22 protein-coding genes and 5 tRNA genes are annotated in these 22,539 nt (G+C 36.3%); 19 read left to right on the top strand and 8 right to left on the bottom strand.

Annotated elements, in window-relative coordinates; all coding sequences use genetic code 11:
• Nucleotides 1-95: 95 nt before the first annotated feature.
• The 7 genes from RG608_RS07345 to rlmH all read right to left on the bottom strand — a co-directional run bounded on the left by RG608_RS07345 (nt 96) and on the right by rlmH (nt 3,309).
• A tRNA-Asn gene (locus tag RG608_RS07345) sits at nt 96-169 on the bottom strand.
• 5 nt (nt 170-174) lie between these two features.
• Nucleotides 175-246 (bottom strand) — tRNA-Glu (locus tag RG608_RS07340).
• Between the two features lie 45 nt (nt 247-291).
• Nucleotides 292-1,056: a competence system response regulator transcription factor ComE gene (comE, locus tag RG608_RS07335; protein ID WP_308946784.1), complete on the bottom strand. Its 765-nt coding sequence runs from the start codon at nt 1,054-1,056 to the stop codon at nt 292-294.
• 5 nt (nt 1,057-1,061) lie between these two features.
• On the bottom strand, nt 1,062-2,396 hold the full coding sequence (comD, locus tag RG608_RS07330) for a competence system sensor histidine kinase ComD (protein WP_268687113.1): 1,335 nt from the start codon (nt 2,394-2,396) through the stop codon (nt 1,062-1,064).
• A gap of 28 nt (nt 2,397-2,424) precedes the next feature.
• Entirely contained in the window at nt 2,425-2,532 is a 108-nt protein-coding gene (locus RG608_RS07325) for a competence protein (RefSeq protein WP_126436088.1), read from the bottom strand.
• A 181-nt stretch (nt 2,533-2,713) separates the two neighbouring features.
• A tRNA-Arg gene (locus tag RG608_RS07320) sits at nt 2,714-2,787 on the bottom strand.
• Between the two features lie 42 nt (nt 2,788-2,829).
• Entirely contained in the window at nt 2,830-3,309 is a 480-nt protein-coding gene (gene rlmH / locus RG608_RS07315; protein ID WP_268687112.1) for a 23S rRNA (pseudouridine(1915)-N(3))-methyltransferase RlmH, read from the bottom strand.
• Nucleotides 3,310-3,512: 203 nt separating this feature from the next.
• Between rlmH and RG608_RS07310 the strand changes: the two genes are divergently transcribed.
• The 5 genes from RG608_RS07310 to RG608_RS07290 all read left to right on the top strand — a co-directional run bounded on the left by RG608_RS07310 (nt 3,513) and on the right by RG608_RS07290 (nt 8,689).
• Nucleotides 3,513-4,685: a S1C family serine protease gene (locus RG608_RS07310; RefSeq protein ID WP_268687111.1), complete on the top strand. Its 1,173-nt coding sequence runs from the start codon at nt 3,513-3,515 to the stop codon at nt 4,683-4,685.
• A gap of 63 nt (nt 4,686-4,748) precedes the next feature.
• A complete protein-coding gene (locus tag RG608_RS07305) occupies nt 4,749-5,510 on the top strand; it encodes a ParB/RepB/Spo0J family partition protein (RefSeq protein ID WP_268687110.1) in 762 nt (253 codons plus the stop codon).
• A 213-nt stretch (nt 5,511-5,723) separates the two neighbouring features.
• Nucleotides 5,724-7,076, top strand: a complete 1,353-nt coding sequence (gene dnaA, locus RG608_RS07300) for a chromosomal replication initiator protein DnaA (protein ID WP_268687109.1) — start codon at nt 5,724-5,726, stop codon at nt 7,074-7,076.
• Nucleotides 7,077-7,230: 154 nt separating this feature from the next.
• Nucleotides 7,231-8,367 carry a DNA polymerase III subunit beta gene (gene dnaN / locus RG608_RS07295; protein WP_002908362.1) on the top strand — a complete coding sequence of 379 codons (1,137 nt, stop codon included), beginning with the start codon at nt 7,231-7,233 and terminating at the stop codon, nt 8,365-8,367.
• 127 nt (nt 8,368-8,494) lie between these two features.
• Entirely contained in the window at nt 8,495-8,689 is a 195-nt protein-coding gene (locus RG608_RS07290; protein ID WP_002894296.1) for a DUF951 domain-containing protein, read from the top strand.
• Between the two features lie 127 nt (nt 8,690-8,816).
• Here RG608_RS07290 and RG608_RS07285 read toward each other — a convergent pair whose 3' ends face one another.
• Nucleotides 8,817-9,308 (bottom strand): DUF1307 domain-containing protein, encoded by a 492-nt coding sequence (locus tag RG608_RS07285; RefSeq protein WP_268687108.1) that lies wholly within the window; start codon nt 9,306-9,308, stop codon nt 8,817-8,819.
• A gap of 165 nt (nt 9,309-9,473) precedes the next feature.
• Between RG608_RS07285 and ychF the strand changes: the two genes are divergently transcribed.
• The 14 genes from ychF (at nt 9,474) to tnpA (ending at nt 22,302) form a co-directional block, all read left to right on the top strand.
• Nucleotides 9,474-10,589, top strand: coding sequence for a redox-regulated ATPase YchF (gene ychF / locus RG608_RS07280; RefSeq protein WP_268687107.1), 1,116 nt, complete (start codon nt 9,474-9,476; stop codon nt 10,587-10,589).
• Nucleotides 10,590-10,661: 72 nt separating this feature from the next.
• Complete coding sequence (gene pth, locus RG608_RS07275) at nt 10,662-11,231, top strand: aminoacyl-tRNA hydrolase (RefSeq protein WP_268687106.1); 570 nt, start codon at nt 10,662-10,664, stop codon at nt 11,229-11,231.
• Nucleotides 11,224-14,727: a transcription-repair coupling factor gene (gene mfd / locus RG608_RS07270; protein WP_268687105.1), complete on the top strand. Its 3,504-nt coding sequence runs from the start codon at nt 11,224-11,226 to the stop codon at nt 14,725-14,727. The genes pth and mfd overlap by 8 nt, the downstream gene beginning before the upstream one ends.
• A gap of 90 nt (nt 14,728-14,817) precedes the next feature.
• On the top strand, nt 14,818-15,084 hold the full coding sequence (locus RG608_RS07265; RefSeq protein ID WP_002894302.1) for an RNA-binding S4 domain-containing protein: 267 nt from the start codon (nt 14,818-14,820) through the stop codon (nt 15,082-15,084).
• The gene (locus tag RG608_RS07260) at nt 15,077-15,445 is read left to right on the top strand and encodes a septum formation initiator family protein (protein WP_004190475.1); all 369 of its coding nucleotides are present in this window, start codon (nt 15,077-15,079) and stop codon (nt 15,443-15,445) included. Before RG608_RS07265 ends, RG608_RS07260 begins: the two co-directional genes overlap by 8 nt.
• A gap of 2 nt (nt 15,446-15,447) precedes the next feature.
• Nucleotides 15,448-15,576, top strand: a complete 129-nt coding sequence (locus RG608_RS07255; protein WP_004190478.1) for an SP_0009 family protein — start codon at nt 15,448-15,450, stop codon at nt 15,574-15,576.
• Entirely contained in the window at nt 15,569-16,852 is a 1,284-nt protein-coding gene (locus RG608_RS07250; RefSeq protein WP_268687104.1) for a serine hydrolase, read from the top strand. Before RG608_RS07255 ends, RG608_RS07250 begins: the two co-directional genes overlap by 8 nt.
• Nucleotides 16,849-18,126, top strand: a complete 1,278-nt coding sequence (gene tilS / locus RG608_RS07245; RefSeq protein ID WP_268687103.1) for a tRNA lysidine(34) synthetase TilS — start codon at nt 16,849-16,851, stop codon at nt 18,124-18,126. Before RG608_RS07250 ends, tilS begins: the two co-directional genes overlap by 4 nt.
• A 4-nt stretch (nt 18,127-18,130) precedes the next feature.
• Nucleotides 18,131-18,673, top strand: coding sequence for a hypoxanthine phosphoribosyltransferase (gene hpt, locus RG608_RS07240; protein ID WP_032908267.1), 543 nt, complete (start codon nt 18,131-18,133; stop codon nt 18,671-18,673).
• Nucleotides 18,674-18,690: 17 nt separating this feature from the next.
• Nucleotides 18,691-20,670 (top strand): ATP-dependent zinc metalloprotease FtsH, encoded by a 1,980-nt coding sequence (gene ftsH / locus RG608_RS07235; protein ID WP_268687102.1) that lies wholly within the window; start codon nt 18,691-18,693, stop codon nt 20,668-20,670.
• 105 nt (nt 20,671-20,775) lie between these two features.
• A tRNA-Glu gene (locus RG608_RS07230) sits at nt 20,776-20,847 on the top strand.
• Nucleotides 20,848-20,852: 5 nt separating this feature from the next.
• Nucleotides 20,853-20,926 (top strand) — tRNA-Asn (locus RG608_RS07225).
• A 214-nt stretch (nt 20,927-21,140) separates the two neighbouring features.
• Nucleotides 21,141-21,626, top strand: coding sequence for a sigma-70 family RNA polymerase sigma factor (locus RG608_RS07220; protein ID WP_002928633.1), 486 nt, complete (start codon nt 21,141-21,143; stop codon nt 21,624-21,626).
• Between the two features lie 202 nt (nt 21,627-21,828).
• Nucleotides 21,829-22,302, top strand: coding sequence for an IS200/IS605 family transposase (tnpA, locus tag RG608_RS07215; protein ID WP_268687101.1), 474 nt, complete (start codon nt 21,829-21,831; stop codon nt 22,300-22,302).
• Nucleotides 22,303-22,539: the final 237 nt, after the last annotated feature.

Below are 22,539 nucleotides of genomic sequence, written 5' to 3'. Positions count from 1 at the left end.
TCTTTACCAATATAAAAAATAAGGCTCTTCATTAAAATGCTAGTGAAGGCCTTTTCTTGAACAATAAAAAAAACACCCACTAGGAGTGTCTCTAGCTCCGGCAGTAGGACTCGAACCTACGACATCATGATTAACAGTCATGCGCTACTACCAACTGAGCTATGCCGGATAATATAGTCCGTACGGGATTCGAACCCGTGTTACCGCCGTGAAAAGGCGGTGTCTTAACCCCTTGACCAACGGACCATATGGTATGCTCTCTTTCAGAACATATTCCATTATATCAGGTTTTTAAGCTTTGTCAACTCTTTTCCCTTTATTTTCGAAAATATCTTTCAGATATTTCACTCTTAAACGAGTGACCGGACAGCGATGATTTTCGTAAAAAATAATTTCTCGATTTTTCTTGTCATAATCAACAATGTTGCCAATATTAACTAGATAAGATTTATGTGGTGAAAAAAATCGTTTAGATTGCTGATCTTTTGCTTGAATATCTGTTATCGTTCCATAAAACTCCTTGAGAAAATTTTTACCAACAATCCGAAGTTTATGAGAGCTCCCTGTCGTTTCGATATACAAAATATCGTTATAAGGCATTCGAACATCATTGCCACGATAACTATATTCAAAATAATCTACCATATTGGTATTTTCAATTAGTGTACTCTTAGTGTAAAGAATACTGTCTTTGATTCTATTTTTAAAAGCATCATTGTTGATATCTTTATCGATAAAATCAAGTGCTGATACTTTATATTTAAAAGTCATAGTAGCAAATTCAGATTTTGAGGTTACAAAAACTATAATGGCATAAGGATTATGATGACGGATAAATTGGGATACTTCCAGCCCTTTTGTTTCCTCCCCCTTAATGTCAATATCCAAAAAATAAAGCTGGTTAACGTCTCCATTTTCAATATATTTTTTGAATTCTTTGATTTTTCCTGTAACCTGAACCTGGATGTCAATTCCAAGTTCCTCAGCAATTTCTGCTAATGTCGTTTCCATCCTGACTTGATGAGATACGGTATCCTCTAAAACTAACACTTTCATGAATTCTATCTCCTAATTGTTAAAATCTGTGTAAAATTTCTTGGCTCAATTTGTGTATCAAGAGTGATAAATTCATACCTATCTAAAATTTCCTTGATGTTATTCAATCCATAGCCTCTATTTTCTCCTTTAGTTGAAAATTCCGGCTGATAGAGTTCTTCCAAATCCAATTTTCCTTCTTTACGAGAATTTTGAACAACAAAAATGGTTCTATCATCCAGTTGAACCAGAGAAACATGGACATTTTTTTCCAGACTGTCAATGGCACTCTCAATAGCATTATTTAATAAAATACTAGCAATTCTCACCAGATCTAACAACTTGATTGGAAGACGTTCCACTTTATCCTTAACTTCAAAAGTCAGCTGAATCTGATGTTCACGCGCTTGAAAGATTGTCTCAGTCATGACACTCCTTAAAGCTGAATCTCCCACATTATTCAAATCAAAAACTGTATATTTATCTGAACGCAGGTTCAAATTTGCATCAGCCAAGACCTCTTGATAAATATGCTCAATTTCCTTGATATCTCCAGTTTGAATAGCCACTTGCATACTTGTCAGCATGCTAGCATAATCATGACGAAATCCTTTAATTTCATAGTACAATCTCACAATTTCATCAGTATATTCCTGAAGTCGAAGCTGTTCAGATTCTTTTTGACGCAAACGCTCTTCTTTCTCGTATTTCTCACGGCTGTCCTTGAATGTCACCAAGGTAGAAAGAAAGGCCAAGAAACAAATAGTAGCAATCATACTGCTAAAACTGTTGAAATGCTTTATATTACTAATCCAGTGAGAGAGGTTTAAAATCAGCCAATTCATTGCATATAAACTACTAATCATCAGAATCTGAGATTTAAAGAAACTTCTTTTAAGATAATCTATTCTGAAATCAAAAATATCAATAACCTTTACCATAAAGAACAAGGATATTAAGTTGATACATGTCAGAAACAAACCCATGTACTGAGCTACAAAATCATCTCCTAAAACAGATGAAATAATAACTGAAAAGAAAGTAGTAGAGCTATCAATTGACAAACATAAAAAGAAGGAAAGTAAGAAAGATTGATATTTTTTAATTTTTTCAACTCTACAAAAATACCAAACTATAAATAGAGGGAGAAAAAATGACAGCGTATAAGATGGAAATGAGATTTCAAATGAAAACACATGCCCTAAAAAAGCAATTATAAACGGAATTATAATCTCAAGACCAAAGCAAACAGCTACAAAAAAACAAGGATGCTTAATTTTAGTGATTTTTGATAAAATCACTAAAAATGCAGCTACATTAATAAAAGGATGAACAATTAATCCGATTATTTCAAGTGACATAAATTTCTCCCCTAAACTTTTAAAATTCTTATCTTCCAAAAATCCAATCCCATGGATTTGGAACACCTCTTAAATCCCAAAAGATTTGAACAAGTGAATTGCTATTTGCAGCAATTTGAAAAGAATAGATTTTCATAACTATCTCCTATCTTTTTTTCTTGTAAGTCACCTTACATTTATCATTATAGAAAAATAGAAAGAGTTAGTGACAATTTTCCCTGAAATGTCATTTTTTATCCCCAAAATGACATTATACCAAAAAAAATAGAAGAAAAAACACGAAATATTGTAAAATACTTCGCATTTTTTTACCTTTCTGATCTCAGCAGGATTTGAACCTGCGACCGTTCGCTTAGAAGGCGAATGCTCTATCCAGCTGAGCTATGAGACCAATACCATCTTATTCTATCAGAAAATAGGGTTGCCGTCAAGATTACTTATGATAAGGACTGCCCTGCTGAATCATAAAAGCTCGGTAAATCTGCTCTATTAAAACAAGGCGCATCAGTTGATGGGGTAGAGTTAATTTTCCAAAACTCATGAGAAGATTTGCTCGTTTTTTTACTGCAGGAGACAGACCTAAACTTCCTCCGATAACAAAAGTGATATCAGAAAAGCCACGCACTGTCGCATCCATCATGACCTGACTAAACTTTTCTGACGGAAATTGCTTTCCTTCAATTGCCAAAGCAATAACAAATTCACGCTCATTGATTTTAGCCAGAATTTTATTTCCTTCTTTTTCAAGAATCTGCTGATTTTCTAAATCACTAGCTTTATCAGGTGTTTTTTCATCCGCTAGCTCAATCATTTCCACCTTGCAGAATCGATTGAGACGCTTCACGTATTCAGCAATTCCATCCTTTAAATATTTTTCTTTCAGTTTTCCAACTGTTACAAGTTTTATTTTCATAAGTTTATTCTATCATATTCATCTATACTTCACACTTTATTAACAAGTAAAATTTATCTGGGAATCAGCTAATCTGTGTATTTTCTAATGCCTATCAACACTTTTTCTAAGTTTTCCACAAGGTGTGGAAAACTTAGAGGATTTAAGTTATAATTAAGTTTGTCTAAATATAATTTCATCAATTGTAATTCAAGGAGGAAAACATGAAAAACTCTTCAAATGCCATCAAAAGGGCTTTATTGCTTTTTGCAGTGTTAATTATAGGTTTTATCGGTGGAAGTTTAGGAAATTATGTTACTACATTATTAACTTCACGTGTAAAAATGAATGGAAATTCAACAACCAGTGTAACTACTTCATATAAAAACTCTACTGACATTTCAGAAGCTGTGAAAAAGGTTCAAAATGCCGTTGTTTCAGTAATTACTTATGCTGAAGCTTCCAGCAGCGTTATCAATGATGAATCTTCCAACGATGAATCACAAATCTCCAGTGAAGGTTCTGGCGTAATTTATAAAAAAGACGGAAAATCAGCCTATCTGGTAACCAACACCCACGTTCTGAACGGATCAACCAATGTAGATATCTTGTTAGCTGATGGAAACAAGGTTCCAGGTGAAGTAGTTGGATCAGATGTTTATTCAGATATCTCTGTTGTTAAAATTAGCTCTGAAAAAGTAACTGATGTCGCAGAATTTGGAGATTCTGGTTCTCTGACAGTTGGTGAAACAGCTATCGCTATCGGAAGTCCTCTTGGAACAGAATACGCTAACTCTGTCACACAAGGAATTATTTCTAGTTTAGGCAGAAACGTTACCTTACAATCTGAAAATGGAGAAAATATTTCAACAACTGCACTACAAACAGATGCTGCAATTAATCCTGGTAACTCTGGCGGCCCATTGATTAACATCCAAGGACAAGTTATTGGGATTACTTCAAGTAAAATTTCAACAAATGGTCAAACCTCTGTTGAAGGGATGGGATTTGCGATTCCATCTAATGATGTCGTAAATATTATCAATCAACTTGAGAAAAATGGAACAGTCACACGTCCTGCTTTAGGAATTCAAATGATGGATTTATCTAATCTGACAACTTCTGATTTTTCTAAATTAAATCTTCCTGCTTCAGTGAAATCAGGTATTCTTGTTCGCTCTGTTCAGCAAGGGATGCCTGCTGATGGCAAGCTTCAAAAAAATGATGTCATTACAAAAGTAGATAACACAGATGTGGAATCCACTAGTGACTTACAATCTGCTCTCTACAAGCATAATATTGGAGATGAGGTAGAGATTACTTATTATCGAGACGGTAAATCTCAAACAGTCAAAATCAAACTCACTAAATCAACAAAAGAGCTAAGCTCAAATTAATCTATTTACAAGATTGTCAACACACCTTTACACAATCGTAAAGGTGTGTTATTCTATATACAAATGGAAAACTTTCAATATATTGCACTTAAAGATATTCGAACCAACCCTTATCAGCCTCGTAAAGAGTTCTCACAAAAAAAGATTGAGGAATTGGCGTCATCAATCAAAGAAAATGGTCTCATTCAGCCAATCATTCTTCGGAAATCTTCACTTTTTGGTTATGAAATTTTAGCAGGAGAACGGAGATTTAGAGCTGCCTCTTTTCTTGGCCTAGAAACGATCCCTGCTGTCGTCAAAGAATTATCTGATGATGAAATGCTGAAACAGGCTATTATCGAAAATCTTCAAAGAGAAGACTTGAATCCTATAGAAGAGGCTGAGTCTTATCAAAATTTGATTGACAAAGGCTTGACACATGATGAAATTGCTAAAATCATGGGAAAATCTAGACCCTATATTAGCAATATTGTCAGACTTTTACAGCTGGCTAAAGAAGTTCGTCAAGCTATTAAGGAAGAAGAGATTTCTCAAGGACATGCTCGCCTACTGGTCCCCTTAAAAGAAGAAGAACAGTTACTATGGCTGGAAAAAATCTGTCGAGAAGATTTATCGGTTCGAGCAGTTGAAAAGCTTCTCCAGCAAAAAAAGAGTCTCAAAAAGAAACCTAATAAGGAACTGTTTGCTAAATCTGAAGAGGAAAAAATTAAAAAAATTCTCGGTCTGAAAGTTTCTATTCAGTTAAAAAGCCAGAGTAAAGGAAAGCTGATTATTCCTTTTGAAAGCGAAGAAGAATATCAAAGAATTATAAACAGTTTTAAATAAAACTGTTATTTTCTTTTTTAAAAATAACAAGATTATCCACTGTTAAATCAATTAGGAAGCCTATTAAAATAAGAAATTTTCACTTTATTCACATTCTGTGGATAACTTCGGCTAACAATGTGAATTCTTTTCCAGTTCTTGTGGAAAACTTTGAACCTTTATGATAAAATAAGATGCGTATGAATCAGAAATTTATAGAAAAGGAGGGAAGTTATGACCAAAGAACAGGACTTTTGGAATCGTATTTTAGAATTAGCTCATGCTCAGCTAAAACAGACAACTTATGATTTCTTTGTTGCTGAAGCCAAGCTTGTCAAAGTTGAAGAAAAACAAGCTGTTATTTTCCTGGATAGTCCAGTAAAACAACTATTTTGGGAGCAAAACTTAGTAGGAGTTATTCTTACTGCAGGATTTGAGATTTTTAATGATCAGATTGCTGGAAAATATATTTTTGAAGAAGCAACTAACACTGAAACTCCGAAATCTGTAGTAACCAGTCCTCAAATCAGCACTGTTCAGCCAAGCTTGCCACCTATTGATACTGGCTTAAAGTCAAAATATACCTTTGATAATTTTGTTCAGGGAGACGGAAATATCTGGGCTAAAGCTGCTGCCTTAGCGGTATCTGAGAATCTGGCCACAACCTATAATCCTCTTTTTATCTACGGAGGACCTGGCCTGGGCAAAACTCATTTATTAAATGCTATTGGCAATCAAATTTTAGAAAATATTCCAGATGCGCGTGTCAAGTATATACCGGCTGAAACCTTTATTAACGACTTCCTCGAACATTTAAGATTGGGAGAGATGGATAGCTTTAAAAAAATCTATCGTAGTCTGGATCTTCTGCTGATTGATGACATTCAATCTTTGGGAGGAAAAAAAGTTTCAACTCAGGAAGAATTTTTCAACACTTTCAATGCTCTTCATGGTGAAAATAAACAGATTGTTTTAACCAGCGACCGCAGTCCTGATCATTTGGACAATTTGGAAGAACGCTTGGTAACACGTTTCAAATGGGGATTAACTCAGAATATTACACCGCCAGATTTTGAAACACGAATTGCAATTCTGCGAAACAAAATTGAAGACTTGGATTATATTTTCCCGAATGATACCTTGGAATATCTTGCGGGACAGTTCGACTCCAATGTCCGCGACTTGGAAGGTGCTTTGAATGACATCAGTCTCATCGCTAGAGTTCGTCATCTGAAGGAAATCACTATTGATATCGCTGCAGAGGCCATTCGAGCACGCAAGCAGGATTCAAGCCAGGTGACAGTTATCCCGATTGATAAGATTCAGTCTGAAGTTGGGAAATTCTATGGTGTTAGTGTCAAAGAGATGAAAGGAAGCCGTCGAGTACAAAATATTGTTTTAGCTAGACAGGTAGCTATGTATCTGACTCGTGAGCTGACTGACAACAGTCTGCCTAAAATTGGTCGTGAATTTGGCGGAAAAGATCATACGACCGTTATCCATGCACATGGAAAAATCAAAACCATGATTGAATCAGACGACAATTTGCGTTTAGAAATTGAAAGCATCAAAAATAAAATTAAATAGCGTGTGGAAAACTACAGAATTTTTTCAAAACTTATCCACACTTTGTGAACAAGTCTCAAAACTTGTTAGAATAAGGACCAAGCTATTTTTCCACAGAATTCACATAAACTACTATTACTATTAATCTTATAATCATAAATAAAAAGGAGATCCTATGATTCATTTTTCTATTAATAAAAATCTCTTCTTACAAGCGTTAAATACCACTAAAAGGGCTATCAGTCATAAAAATGCAATTCCTATTCTTTCTACTGTGAAAATTGATGTTACCAAAGAAGGAATCACTTTAATTGGCTCGAATGGCCAAGTGTCGATTGAAAACTTTATTTCTACTCAAAATGAAAATGCAGGCTTGCTTGTCAACTCAACAGGTTCAATTTTATTAGAAGCGACTTTCTTTATTAATGTTGTTTCCAGCCTGCCAGATATTATTTTGGATTTTAAAGAAATTGAACAAAAACAAATCGTTTTGACTAGCGGCAAATCAGAGATTACTCTGAAAGGAAAAGACGCTGACCAGTATCCACGAATCCAGGAAATTTCTGCCAGCAATCCCTTGGTTCTTGAAACAAAAATTCTTAAAGATGTTATTAACGAAACAGCTTTTGCAGCTAGTGTTCAGGAAAGCCGTCCAATTTTAACTGGTGTTCACTTTGTTTTGACAGATAACCGTTCTTTGAAGACTGTTGCGACAGACTCCCACAGAATGAGTCAAAAGAAAATTACTCTGGAGAAAAACGGAGATAATTTCGACGTAGTTATTCCAAGTCGCTCTTTACGGGAATTTACGGCTGTTTTTACCGATGAAATTGAAACGGTAGAGGTTTTCTTTGCTAACAATCAAATTCTTTTCAGAAGCGAAAATATCAGCTTCTACACCCGCCTATTAGAAGGAAATTATCCAGATACAGATCGTTTGATTCCGACTGAATTTACAAGTGTCCTTACTTTTAATACATCTGATTTGCGTGCAGCTATGGAACGCGCTCGTCTCTTGTCTAATGCGACACAGAATGGAACAGTTAAACTGGAGATTGCAGGCGGCATTGTCAGTGCCCATGTAAATTCACCAGAGGTCGGCCGTGTTAACGAAGAAATTGATACAGAAAGTGTCACTGGGGAAGATTTGACCATTAGCTTCAATCCAACTTATTTGATTGATGCTTTGAAGGCTATTGACAGTGAAAAAGTAACGATTAGCTTTATCTCATCTGTCCGCCCGTTCACCTTGGTACCGAGTGAAGACACAGAAAACTTTATTCAGCTGATTACACCTGTCAGAACTAATTAAGATGAAAAGCAGTGGGCCAAGTTACAGATTTTTAATTCTTGATCCTAAGCTCTTTTCATTTACAAAGTATGATAGATGCTTAATATTTCTTCCTGGACTATGATAGTTCCTTGAAAGGAGAAAGAAAATGTATGAAATTGGTCATTTTGTAGAAATGAAAAAGCCCCATGCCTGCACCATAAAAGCGACTGGGAAAAAGGCGAATCGCTGGGAAATCACAAGGGTTGGTGCAGATATCAAAATCCGTTGCACCAATTGTGAACATCTTGTGATGATGAGTCGTCACGATTTTGAAAGAAAAATGAAGAAAATAATTGATTAGACGAAAACTCATTGTAAATGCTATTGTGGAAAACTGATTTGCATTGCTGAAGATCAGATTTAGATTTTATTTTCTTATTTTTAAATCAAAAATGGATAGGACTTAAAAAGTCCTATCCATTTTACTTTTATTTAAGATCTTCAAATTTACCGTCTTTAACTTCTTTATAACCTGCTTTTTCGAGTAATTTAGCAGTTTCTTTGTAACTGATATAATCTGCTTTTTGATTACCAGATGTTTGAAGAAGCTGTTTACTTTGTAGTTCTTCAATATCAGCTTTGCTAAAATCGATTGTCAGTTTTTCAGTTAAATAATCATCTTTGTACTCAATTTTATGAGTTAATCCTTTGATACCCTCAATAGATTTAGCATAGGCTTCTGTTTGCTCTTTAGCAGTGTCTTTTGTCAAGCCAACTGGTTTATAGTAGAATGTATTGTTTGTTTCGTTTTTAAGCATCTCATCACCTTTGTATTCAACAGTGATGCGACTATCTTGTTTAGTATTTTGGTCAATCAACTGGAAATAAGCTTTTTTAGGACTGCTGCAGGCAGCTAAAACAAACAAAGCGGAAACCGCAAGGAAAGAAAGAAAAAGTGTTTTGAAAGTATTCTTTTTCATTAGGGACTCCTTTAATAAGAATATTAGCTATATTATACCATTTTTTTCTTCAATTTATTTTACATTTCTGTAAAGAAAGCTAGAAAAATAACTCAAATCCGCTGTTTAGGATAAAGATTTATGGTATAATGGTTTGGATTGAAAAGATGAATGGAGAAGATAAGAATGGCTTTGACAGCAGGAATCGTTGGTTTACCCAATGTTGGTAAGTCAACTTTATTTAATGCAATTACAAAGGCAGGTGCAGAAGCAGCTAATTACCCTTTTGCGACAATTGATCCAAATGTCGGTCGGGTAGAAGTTCCGGATGCACGTTTGGATAAATTAACAGAACTCATCAAACCACAAAAGAAAGTTCCAACAACCTTCGAATTTATTGACATTGCTGGAATTGTGAAAGGTGCTTCAAAAGGAGAAGGGCTAGGGAATAAATTTTTGGCCAATATCCGTGAAGTAGATGCGATCGTCCATGTAGTACGTGCCTTTGATGATGAAAATGTCATGCGGGAACAGGGCCGCGAGTCTGAATTTGTAGATCCAATGGCAGATATTGAGACCATTAATCTAGAATTGATTTTAGCAGACTTAGAAAGTATTAACAAACGTTATGCGCGTGTAGAGAAGATGGCTCGTACCCAAAAAGATAAGGATTCAGTGGCAGAATTTAATGTTTTACAGAAAATTAAGCCTGTCCTGGAAGATGGTCTGTCAGCTCGTACAATTGAATTCACAGAAGAAGAGCAAAAAATTGTCAAAGGGCTCTTTCTCTTAACGACTAAGCCAGTTCTCTATGTGGCCAATGTCAGTGAAGATGAGGTGGCTGATCCAGATAATATTGACTATGTGAAGCAGATTCGTAAATTTGCAGCTACAGAAAATGCTGAGGTTGTTGTCATTTCAGCGCGTGCAGAGGAAGAAATTTCTGAATTGGACGATGAAGATAAGTCAGAATTTCTGGAAGCTATCGGCTTGACAGAATCAGGTGTGGATAAACTGACCAGAGCAGCTTATCATCTGTTGGGACTTGGAACCTACTTTACAGCTGGTGAAAAGGAAGTGCGTGCTTGGACCTTTAAGCGTGGAATGAAAGCTCCGCAAGCAGCTGGCATTATTCACTCAGACTTTGAAAAAGGCTTTATTCGAGCAGTCACTATGTCTTATGATGACCTAGTGCACTATGGCAGCGAAAAAGCAGTTAAAGAGGCTGGACGTTTGCGCGAAGAAGGAAAAGAATATATCGTTCAAGATGGCGATATTATGGAATTTAGATTTAATGTGTAAAGTATTTGTAAAGTCTAAAAATTCTAGGTTGGAAATTTTTTCCAGCCCTTTTGGCTTTTATAAAGGAGAAAAATGGTAAAGTTAATAGTCGGTCTGGGAAATCCAGGAGAAAAATATATTGAAACCAAACATAATGTTGGTTTTATGTTAGTTGACAAGATCTGTAAAGATCTTGATTTAAAATTTACAACTGATAAAATCTTTCAAGCAGATATTGCCTCTACTTTTCTGAATGGTGAAAAAGTCTATTTTGTAAAACCAACTACATTTATGAATGAGAGCGGAAAGGCTGTTCAAGCTTTACTGGCATACTATGGTTTAGATATAGAGGATTTATTGGTCATCTATGATGATTTAGATCTGGAAGTTGGTAAGATTCGTTTACGTAGCAAAGGTTCAGCTGGTGGCCATAACGGCATCAAATCTATTATCAAACACATTGGAAGTCAAGAATTTAAACGGATAAAGATAGGTATCGGCCGTCCAAAAGAAGGCATGACAGTGGTCCACCACGTTCTAGGAAAATTTGATAAAGATGATTATATAATGATTCTGAATACTCTTGATAAGGTTGACAATGCTGTAAATTATTACTTACAGTCAGACAATTTTGAACAAACAATGCAGAAATACAATGGATAATAAAATGAACCTGATTGACTTATTTTGTCAAAACCAGCAAATTTCAGATTGGAAGAAAAATCTCCATAAAAGCAGCAGACAGTTGATAATGGGATTGTCTGCATCAACAAAAGCGATTACTATAGCGGCTGGATTAGAAGAATCGGATAAAATCCTTGTGCTGACTTCTAGTCAAAATGAAGCAGATCGTTTGGCTAGTGATTTGATTTCTTTGTTGGGAGAAGACAAGGTCTATACTTTCTTAGCAGATGATACTCCTATAGCAGAATTTGTTTTTGCATCACAGGAAAAAATATTTTCGAGATTAGATGCTCTAAACTTTTTAATAGACCATCAAAAGTCTGGAATTCTAGTTACTAATGTCGCAGCTAGCAAATTACTCTTGCCTGATCCCATTGATTTTAAAACAAGCAACATAAATTTGAAAGTTGGACAAGAATATGATCTAAATAATCTTGTAAAGATATTGTCAAGATCAGGATACAAGAGGGTATCTCAAGTTTTAAGTCAGGGAGAATTTAGTCTAAGAGGAGATATCTTAGACATTTTTGAGCGCTCAGCAGAGTTCCCTTATCGACTGGAGTTTTTTGGAGATGAAATTGACGGTATTCGGATTTTCAATCCAGAAAATCAAACTTCAATTGAGAACATAGAAAGTATTTTGATTAAACCTGCTTCTGATATCCTGCTTTCTGAGAAAGATTATGCTAGAGGACGAGAAAATCTTGAAGTAATTTTAGAAAAAGCTGTTGATCCTGCTTTGAAATCTTACTTAGAAGAGTTACTAATCAGTGCCAAAGAGGAGTTTCAACATGCAGATATTCGTAAATTCCTTTCTTATTTTTATCAGAAAGAATGGACTATTTTAGACTATTTGCCTGTTCATAGTCCTGTATTTTTTGATGATTTTCAAAAAATTGTGGATCGACATGCTCAATTTGAACTGGAAACAGCTGAATTATTGACAGATGATTTACAAAATTGTAAAGCTTTATCAAGTCAGAAATATTTTGCAGATAAGTACCAAGATTATCGTCAATATAAACCAGCAACCTTCTTTTCAAGCTTTCAAAAAGGTTTGGGAAATTTGAAATTTGATGCTTTGTATCAATTCAATCAGTATCCAATGCAAGAATTTTTCAGTCAGTTTCTCTTGCTCAAGGAAGAAATTAATCGTTATAAAAAATCTGGCTATACAATAATATTACAAGCAAATTCTTCGGCTGGTTTACAAAGTTTACATAAAAATTTACAGGAATATGATATTCATTTAGACTATATAAAAGAGGCTGATATTCACAAAAATTCAGTTCAGCTTATTGAAGGAAATCTTGTCCAAGGATTTAATTTCGTAGATGAGAAAATTGTTCTTATTACAGAGTACGAAATTATTCACAAGAAAATAAAAAGAAAAATCCGGCGTCAGAATATCTCCAATGCTGAACGACTGAAAGATTATAATGAGCTAGAAAAAGGGGATTATGTTGTCCATAATATTCACGGGATAGGACGTTATCTGGGGATAGAAACGATTGAAATATCTGGTGTCCACCGTGATTATCTGACGATTCAATATCAAAATTCTGATCGTATTTCGATTCCAGTTGACCAGATTGATCTCCTATCAAAGTATGTTGCTAGCGATGGAAAAACACCTAAAGTAAATAAGCTAAATGATGGTCGTTTCCAGAAGAGTAAGCAAAAAGTTCAGCATCAGGTTCAGGATATTGCGGATGATTTGATTAAACTATATGCTGAACGCAGCCAGCTAAAAGGCTTTGCTTTCTCAGCGGATGATTCCAATCAAGAGGAATTTGATAATGATTTTCCTTATGTTGAAACAGAGGACCAGCTAAGAAGTATTCAGGAAGTGAAGAAGGATATGGAAAGCAGCCGTCCGATGGACCGCCTCTTAGTTGGTGATGTAGGCTTTGGGAAAACAGAAGTAGCTATGCGGGCTGCTTTTAAGGCTGTCAACGATCATAAACAAGTAGCCGTATTAGTGCCAACAACAGTTTTAGCCCAGCAGCACTATACTAACTTTAAAGAGCGATTCAATGATTTCGCGGTCAATGTTGAGGTACTCAGCCGTTTCAGGAGTAAGGTAGAACAAAAACAGACTCTGGAGAAGCTGCAGAAGGGACAAGTTGACATTATCATTGGAACCCACCGACTCTTATCCAAAGATGTAGAATTTGCAGATTTAGGTTTAATCATCATTGATGAAGAGCAGCGTTTTGGAGTTAAGCACAAGGAAACATTAAAGGAATTGAAAAAGAAAGTTGATGTCCTAACCTTGACAGCAACTCCTATTCCTCGAACTCTTCATATGTCTATGCTAGGGATTCGCGATTTATCAGTCATTGAGACCCCGCCAACCAATCGCTATCCTGTTCAGACCTATGTTTTAGAAAGTAATCCTACAGTGATTCGAGAAGCTGTCTTACGTGAAATAGACCGAGGTGGACAGGTTTACTACCTTTACAATAAGGTTGACACAATTGAACAGAAAGTTTCAGAGTTAAGAGAGTTAATCCCAGAAGCTTCTATAGGCTATGTTCATGGCCAAATGAGTGAGATTCGTTTAGAAAATACTTTACTGGATTTCATCAATGGAGAATACGATATTTTGGTGACCACTACCATTATTGAAACTGGAGTTGATATCCCAAATGCCAATACTTTGTTTGTAGAAAATGCTGACCATATGGGGCTGTCAACCTTGTATCAACTTCGTGGACGGGTTGGCCGCAGCAATCGGATTGCCTACGCTTATCTAATGTACAGACCAGATAAAATTCTGACAGAAGTTTCTGAAAAGCGTCTAGAGGCTATTAAAGGATTTACAGAGTTAGGTTCTGGATTTAAGATTGCCATGCGAGATTTGTCTATTCGGGGTGCTGGCAATATCCTAGGAAGTATGCAATCTGGCTTTATTGATTCTGTTGGTTTTGAAATGTATTCACAACTTTTAGAAGAAGCTATTGCTAAAAAGCAGGGCAGAGAAAACAAGCGTCAAAAAAGCAATGCAGAACTTAATCTGCAGATTGATGCCTATCTGCCTAGTGACTATATTTCTGATGAAAGACAGAAGATTGAAATTTACAAGAGAATTCGTGAGATTGACAGCCGCGTAAACTATGAAAATCTACAGGATGAATTGATTGACCGCTTTGGGGAATACCCTGATGTTGTAGCCTATCTGTTGGATATTGGACTTGCTAAGTCTTATTTAGATCAGGCATTTGTAAAGTCAGTGGAACGCCAGCAGAATGCAGTAATTATTCATTTTGAGAAAATTTCGCAGCAGCTTTATCTGACGCAGGACTATTTTGAAGCACTTTCGATGACGAATTTAAAGGCTCGAATTGGCGAAAAAAATGGCTTGATTGAAGTGATTTTTGATGTGAAGAACAAAAAAGATTATGAGATTTTAGAAAGTCTGGTTAATTTTGGAGAAAAGATGCTAGAAATTAAACAGCGCAAGGCAGAATAAAGATTACAATTCAGTGAAGTTTGGCTTTTTAAGCTCTATTTTTCTCAAAAAATGGTAGAATAATAAATTAAGAGAAAATGAGGTAATAGGATGAGATTAGATAAATATTTGAAAGTGTCACGGATTATCAAGCGACGTCCAGTGGCTAAAGAAGTAGCTGACAAGGGTCGGATAAAGGTGAATGGTATCTTGGCCAAGAGCTCAACAGATTTGAAAGTGGATGACTTGGTTGAAGTACGCTTTGGTAATAAACTCTTGACTGTAAAGGTTTTAGAGATGAAAGATAGTACTAAAAAAGAAGATGCAGCTAAAATGTACGAAATTGTTAGCGAAACAAGGATAGAAGAAGATGCCTAAAAATATCGTCCAACTCAATAATCGTTTTATTCAAGATGAAAATCAACGCCGCAGATATGTGGATCAGGAACGGCGGAAACGCAACCGTTTTATGGGCTGGGTTCTGATTTTGGTTATCCTCTTATTTATTCTACCTACTTATAATTTGTACCAGAGTTATCAAACCTTGCTGCAGCGTCGTGAACAGTATGCTAAACTCCAGGAGAAATATCAGACGCTCAGTGAAGAAAAGGTCTATCAATCTGATATAGCAGCCAAATTAAAAGATGATAGCTATGCGGCTAAGTATGCACGCGCTAAATACTCTTTTTCAAAAGAGGGTGAGTATATTTATACTATCCCAGATTTATTACCACAGTAGTTATGGAAGATTTATTAAAAACAATTGAGCAGTTTTTGGAATTTTCTGATGAAAAATTAGAAGAACTGGCTGAAAAAAATCAAGCTTTGAAACTTCAAGAAAATCAAGAGGAAAGGGGAAAACATGCGTAAGTTTTTGTTACTGATATTTTTGCTGCCAGCTTTATTTAGCAGTATCACAGTTATTAGTACCGAAAAAGATTTCGTATTAGATGAGGAAGAAAAATATCATTTTACAAGCACTACGTATGGACGCTATTATGACAGCATCCCGACAAATCCTAATGCTTATGAAGAAACTCCTACATTTACAGATTCTACTCTGAGTAAGACTGCTGGAAAGCTAGTTCCAGACCAGCCAATTCAGATAACAGGATTTTATGTAAATGAAGAAGGAGTCCCGATTTTCAAGCTGAAAAACAGTCAGTTTGTGATAGCAGACAAAAATACAATTTACGAAGATACTGTCCAGTCAATCGAAGATGTTCATCAGGAAATGTGGCTGAAACCTGGCTTCATTCTCTATGATAAAGCCAATATCAACGGAGCTAAAAAAATCAATACAACATTAGCTCCATATACAAAAGTAAACATTGTTCAAATTGTCCAGACTGTCAAAGGAACTTATGGCCAGATTGAAGGACAGGGCTGGGTTTCTATGGAATTTCTGGATGAGACTGATAATCGAATAGACAAGGTTCAAGAAATTCTGAGCAGTAAGTATAACAAGGCGGACTACTCTATCTATGTCAAACAGCTGGACACTGGCAAAGAAGCAGGTATCAATCAAGATCAAGAGATGTATTCGGCCAGTGTGACAAAACTGCCTTATCTTTACTATGTGCAGGAACAGCTGGATCAGAAAAAACTTTCGTTAGATCAGAAGTTCAAGTATATTGGAGCAGTCAATGATTTTGCAGGTGCTTACGAACCAGAAGGAAGTGGTAGCATTGCTAAGTCAGCTGATGACAAGGAATATTCAGTTCAGGATTTGATAAATCGAGTGGCCAAAGAATCGGATAATGTCGCTCACAATATTTTAGGCTATTATGCGACCAATCAATCTGATAAACATTTTCAGCAAACTATCAACAAAATAGCTGGAAAGAAATGGGATGTGGAAGAAAGACAAGCATCTTCACGTATGACTGGAAATGTTTTGGAAGCGATCTATGAGCAAAATGGTATGATTATCGATGCCTTGTCTCAGACAAATTATGATAATCAACGGATTTCTAAAAATATTGATGCTAAAGTAGCTCATAAAATTGGCGACGCCTATGATTTCAAGCATGATGCTGCGATTGTCTATGCAGATTCCCCTTTTATCATTGTCATTTTTACTAATAATTCAAACTATGATAACATTTCCCAGATAGCAGACGATGTCTATGGAGTCCTGAAATGATTAAGCAAGAATTTCTTAAAAAAATGCAGGAGAAAAAGTATTTCCAAGACCATCGAAAAGTTTTGGTTGCTGTATCAGGTGGACTGGATTCTATGACGCTGCTGCAGCTGTTGGTTGATTATCAAAAAGAACTGGCTATCGAGCTTGCGATTGTTCATGTCAATCACAAACAGCGGCCAGAGTCAGATCAAGAAGAAAAGGCATTAGTAAAGATTGCGGAACAGCTTGGTGTAAAGATTTTTACATCAAGTTTTTCTGGTAATTTTTCAGAAAATGCTGCTCGGCAGTTCCGTTATGATTTTTTCGGGAAAGTGATGCAGGAGGGGCACTATACAGCTTTGGTAACTGCCCACCACGCAGATGACCAAGCTGAGACTGTTTTTATGCGGCTGCTGCGTGGAGCTAGACTTCGTCATCTGTCCGGCATGAAAGCTGTCCAGTCTTTTGCTTGCGGGGAGCTGATTCGTCCTTTGCTTACTTTTCATAAGTCAGATTTTCCATATATTCAGCATTTTGAAGATAGCAGTAATTTTCAAAATGACTATCTCAGAAATCGAATTCGCAATCTTTATCTGCCGGATCTAGAAAAAGAAAATCCACAATTTAAGGATTCTTTGCGGTATCTAGGAAAGGAAATTGAAGATTGGCAGATCGCTTTGTCTCACTTGACCAGGGATTTAGATATAGAAAATATCCAAGTCTTTCATCAGCAAATCCCCCAGGTTCAACGTTTTCTATTGCAGAACTATCTCGAAAACTTTCCTGGTCTGAATCTGAGCAAGCAGCAGTTTGAGGAGGTTTTAAACATCCTGCGGACTAAGACCAATTATCAGCACACTTTGAAAAAAGACTATGAGCTTGTTAAAGATTACCAGCGTTTTGAAATTAAAAAAATCAGTCGTAAGCCCGATTTAAAAATGGATTCAATTTTGTTAGAATTTGAGAATCTGATTGAGTTTGGGCATTATCGATTTTCATTCGGGATTCCTTTGAGTGGTGAAAATATCCAGAAAATTTTTGTTTCGCGTGAAACTTCGCTGACACTCCGTTTCCGAAAAGAGGGAGACAGTATTTTGCTGAATGATCATCACAAGAAACTTCGTCGTCTTTTTATTGATAAGAAGGTTTCTTTTGAAGAACGGAATTCATCTGTAGTAGTTGAACAAAATCATCAAATTTTAGCAATCTTAGATATTGCTATCAGTGATTTGAGTAAGGCATTAAAAAGTGATATAATGGGTACTGTACTTTATATTCAGAAAATAGATGGGTAAAATTATGCTAGAACAAGATATCAAAAAAATATTGATTTCCCATGATGAAATCGTGGATGCTGCAAAAAAGCTTGGTCAGCAATTAACCAAAGACTACCAAGGTAAGAATCCAATTTTTGTTGGAATTTTAAAAGGTTCTGTGCCTTTTATGGCTGAGTTAATCAAGCATATTGATACACATATTGAGCTTGATTTTATGTTGGTTTCTAGCTACCATGGTGGTACTGCTAGCTCAGGTGTCATTAATGTTATTAAGGACATTGATCAAGACATCACAGGACGTGATATCCTATTTGTTGAGGATATTATTGATACTGGTCAGACTTTGAAAAATCTGTGCAATTTGTTTAAGGAAAGAAATGCTGCATCAGTAAAAATTGCTACACTTTTGGATAAGCCAGAAGGCCGTGTTGTTGAAATCGATGCAGATTATACATGTTTCACAATTCCAAATGAATTTGTTGTTGGATATGGATTAGATTACAATGAGAACTATCGTAATATTCCATATATTGGTATTTTGAAAGAAGAAGTTTATACAAAATAAAGGTTTACTATTAATAGATGAAAAATAAGCAAAATAATGGTTTTATAAAAAATCCATTTCTCTATATTCTGATTATTGTTGTCCTAGTGACAGGATTTCAGTATTTCTTTTCAGGAGATACTGGCGGTCGCAGTCAGCAAATCAATTACACAGAATTAGTGAAGGAAATTAAGGAAAATAATGTCACAGAGATGAGCTACCAGCCAAATGGCAGCGTCGTTGAGATTTCAGGTACTTACAAAACACCTCAGGAATCGAAAGAAGATACAGGGATTTTATTTTTCACTCCAAACATTTCTAAAGTAGAGAGATTTACAAGTATTATTTTACCGTCAGATATTACAATTTCTGATTTACAAAAATTAGCTTCTGAGCATAACACTGAAATCAGCATAAAGCGCGAAAGTTCAAGCGGAATGTGGATTACAATCCTCACTTCCATCGTTCCTTTTGTGATTGTCATCTTCTTCTTTATGTCCATGATGAATCAAGGTGGCGGCGGTGGTGCTCGCGGTGCCATGAATTTCGGCCGCAATAAGGCGCGTGCTGCTAACAAAGAAGATATTAAGGTTCGTTTCTCGGATGTAGCTGGTGCCGAGGAAGAAAAACAAGAACTTGTAGAAGTCGTTGAGTTTTTGAAAGATCGGAAACGCTACACCAAGTTAGGTGCTCGTATTCCTGCCGGTGTCCTTCTAGAAGGCCCTCCAGGAACTGGTAAAACCTTGCTTGCCAAGGCTGTTGCTGGAGAAGCAGGAGTTCCTTTCTTCAGTATCTCAGGTTCTGATTTTGTAGAAATGTTTGTTGGGGTCGGAGCAAGCCGTGTCCGTTCTTTGTTTGAGGATGCGAAAAAAGCAGCCCCTGCCATTATCTTCATTGATGAAATCGATGCAGTCGGTCGTCAGCGTGGAGTTGGACTTGGCGGTGGTAACGATGAGCGTGAGCAAACCCTTAATCAGCTCTTGATTGAAATGGATGGTTTCGAAGGCAATGAAGGAATCATTATCATTGCGGCTACTAACCGTTCAGATGTATTGGATCCAGCCTTGCTGCGTGCTGGCCGTTTTGACAGAAAAGTCTTGGTCGGCCGTCCTGATGTTAAAGGTCGGGAAGCTATTCTTCGTGTTCATGCTAAGAATAAGCCGCTGGCTAAAAATGTTGATTTGAAACTAGTTGCTCAGCAGACACCAGGTTTTGTTGGTGCTGATTTGGAAAATGTTTTGAATGAAGCAGCTTTGGTTGCTGCTCGTCGTAACAAGAAAGTTATTGATGCTGATGATATTGATGAAGCAGAAGACAGAGTAATCGCAGGACCTTCTAAGAAAGATAAGATGGTGTCTGAACGTGATCGTCAAATGGTTGCTTATCATGAAGCCGGACATACTATTGTTGGTTTGGTATTGTCAAATGCGCGTGTCGTACATAAGGTAACCATCGTACCTCGTGGACGCGCTGGTGGTTATATGATTGCCCTGCCTAAGGAAGACCAAATGCTTCTATCTAAAGAAGATATGAAAGAGCAATTAGCTGGTCTTATGGGTGGTCGTGTAGCTGAAGAGATTATCTTTAATGTTCAGACAACGGGTGCTTCTAATGACTTTGAACAGGCAACTCAGATGGCCCGCAGTATGGTAACAGAATATGGAATGAGTGAAAAACTTGGTCCAGTTCAATATGAAGGAAACCATGCCATGTTTGGTGCAGCCAGTCCTCAAAAATCAATATCAGAACAGACTGCATATGAGATTGACGAAGAAGTAAGAGAACTTCTCAATGAAGCTCGTAACAAAGCTGCAGAGATTATCCAGTCTCATCGCGAAACTCATAAATTGATTGCTGAAGCGCTTCTTAAATATGAAACTTTGGATAGCAATCAGATTAAATCATTGTATGAAACTGGTAAAATGCCAGAAGAGTCTGAACTTGAATTAGACAAAGAAGCTCATGCACTTTCTTATGATGAAATTAAAACGAAAATGGAAGAAAAAAGTTCCGAGTAGAAGAAGTTGGAGAAACTCCAACTTTTTTCTCTTTTTCTGAAATAATTATTGACAAAGGAAGAAAAGCTGATATAATGGAATATGTTCTGCAGAAGGACAAGAAATGGTCCGTTGGTCAAGGGGTTAAGACACCGCCTTTTCACGGCGGTAACACGGGTTCGAATCCCGTACGGACTATATAATCCGCCATAGCTCAGTTGGTAGTAGCGCATGACTGTTAATCATGATGTCGTAGGTTCGAGTCCTACTGGCGGAGCTAGGTTTAAAAAATCAAATGTGTAAGCATTTGATTTTTTTCTTGCCTTTTATACTTCGCACAATCCTCCCAAATGACTAAATATGTGCCTGAAATGACTTAAAAACAATTATTAGAGTCAGAAGAGCTCCTGAAAGATGCTTTTTAGAAGAAAGAGCCCACCTTACTTTCTATTTACAGTAGAATTAAGTCAAGTAAATTTTAAGGAGGAACCATGGATTTTAGAGCTACTTATGAGAAGGTAAAATGGATAGTTTGGAAGTGTAAGAAAGATTATTATATACACTTGTGGGAACATAGCGATTGGGAGCAAGAAGGAATGTTAGTTTTATACGAACTTCTGCTTAAAGAAAAAGGAATTGAAAACGATGAGGAAAAACTCTATCGTTATTTCAAAACAAAATTCAGAAATCATATACATGATAAAATTCGTAAACAAGAAAGCCAAAAACGCAAATTGGACCGCCAGCCTTATGAAGAAGTGAGTGAGATTGGACATCGACTAAAATCAAAAGAGCTGTTTCTAGATGAGTTAGTTGCCTTCAGAGAAGCGATTGACAATTATAAAAGAACTCTAGATGATGTTGGATTGGATAATTATCAGAGGTTAATGAGCAACGAGCGCTTTAAAGGAAGAAGAGCTATGCTTAAAGATTTGAAAAATCATTTAAAAGATTTTCAAGACAATACGATTTTATAATGAACAAACTTGATGACTCTCAATCTGTTTTATTAGAACAGGTTCGAGCATCAAGTTTTTGATTTTGGCTTCAAGCCAGTTTTTCTCGCAGAGAAAAACAAGAAAACCACCAGCTTAGCTGGTGGCTGCCAAGGCTTTGAGCTTTCATTTCTTTTTCCTGGTATAATCTACTTGTTCAGGTAAGACAAAGGAGGAAAAAGAAATGGCTAAAACCAGTTACAGTTTATCACATACCAAATGGATGTGCAAATATCATATCATCTTTACCCCCAAGTACCGCAGAAAAACCATTTACTACAAAATAAGACGAGACCTCATTGAGATTTTTCGTCATCTATGTCAATACAAAGGTGTGGAAATTATTGAGGGACATATGATGCCAGATCATGTTCACATGCTTGTTTTGATTCCTCCAAAACTTTCGATTTCCGATTTCATGGGATATTTGAAAAGCAAGAGTGCTTTGATGATATTTGATAAACATGCCAACTTAAAATATAAGTATGGTAATCGAAAGTTTTGGGCGAGAGGGTACTATGTAAGTACCGTCGGCCTCAATGAAAAGACAGTTGCCAAATATATTCGCGAGCAAGAGAAAAATGACATTGCTCTGGATAAGTTAAGTGTCAAAAAGTACGAGGATCCGTTCTCAGATGGTAGTTTTAGAACAAGATAAAAGCCCGTTTTTACGGGCATTAGTCAAGTAATCATAGCATTAACCTGAACGAAGTTCAGCGAACGTCTTTAGACGTCGCTGGAGGGAAACGGCTTATAGCCGATGTACAAGCCACCCGTTTTCACGGGTGGTTATGACTTTATAGAAAGTTATACTGTCAGATGACATGGCACAAGCACCTACGTACAAAGAAATTAACTTTATACTTAGAGTTTAAAGATAAACCTCAAAAAAATG

This window comes from Streptococcus sp. IsoGale022, from assembly GCF_031142805.1.
GTDB lineage: Bacteria > Bacillota > Bacilli > Lactobacillales > Streptococcaceae > Streptococcus > Streptococcus sanguinis_A.
The sequence above is the reverse complement of the archived record's forward strand: the minus strand, read 5'-3'. Positions and strand labels throughout refer to the sequence as shown.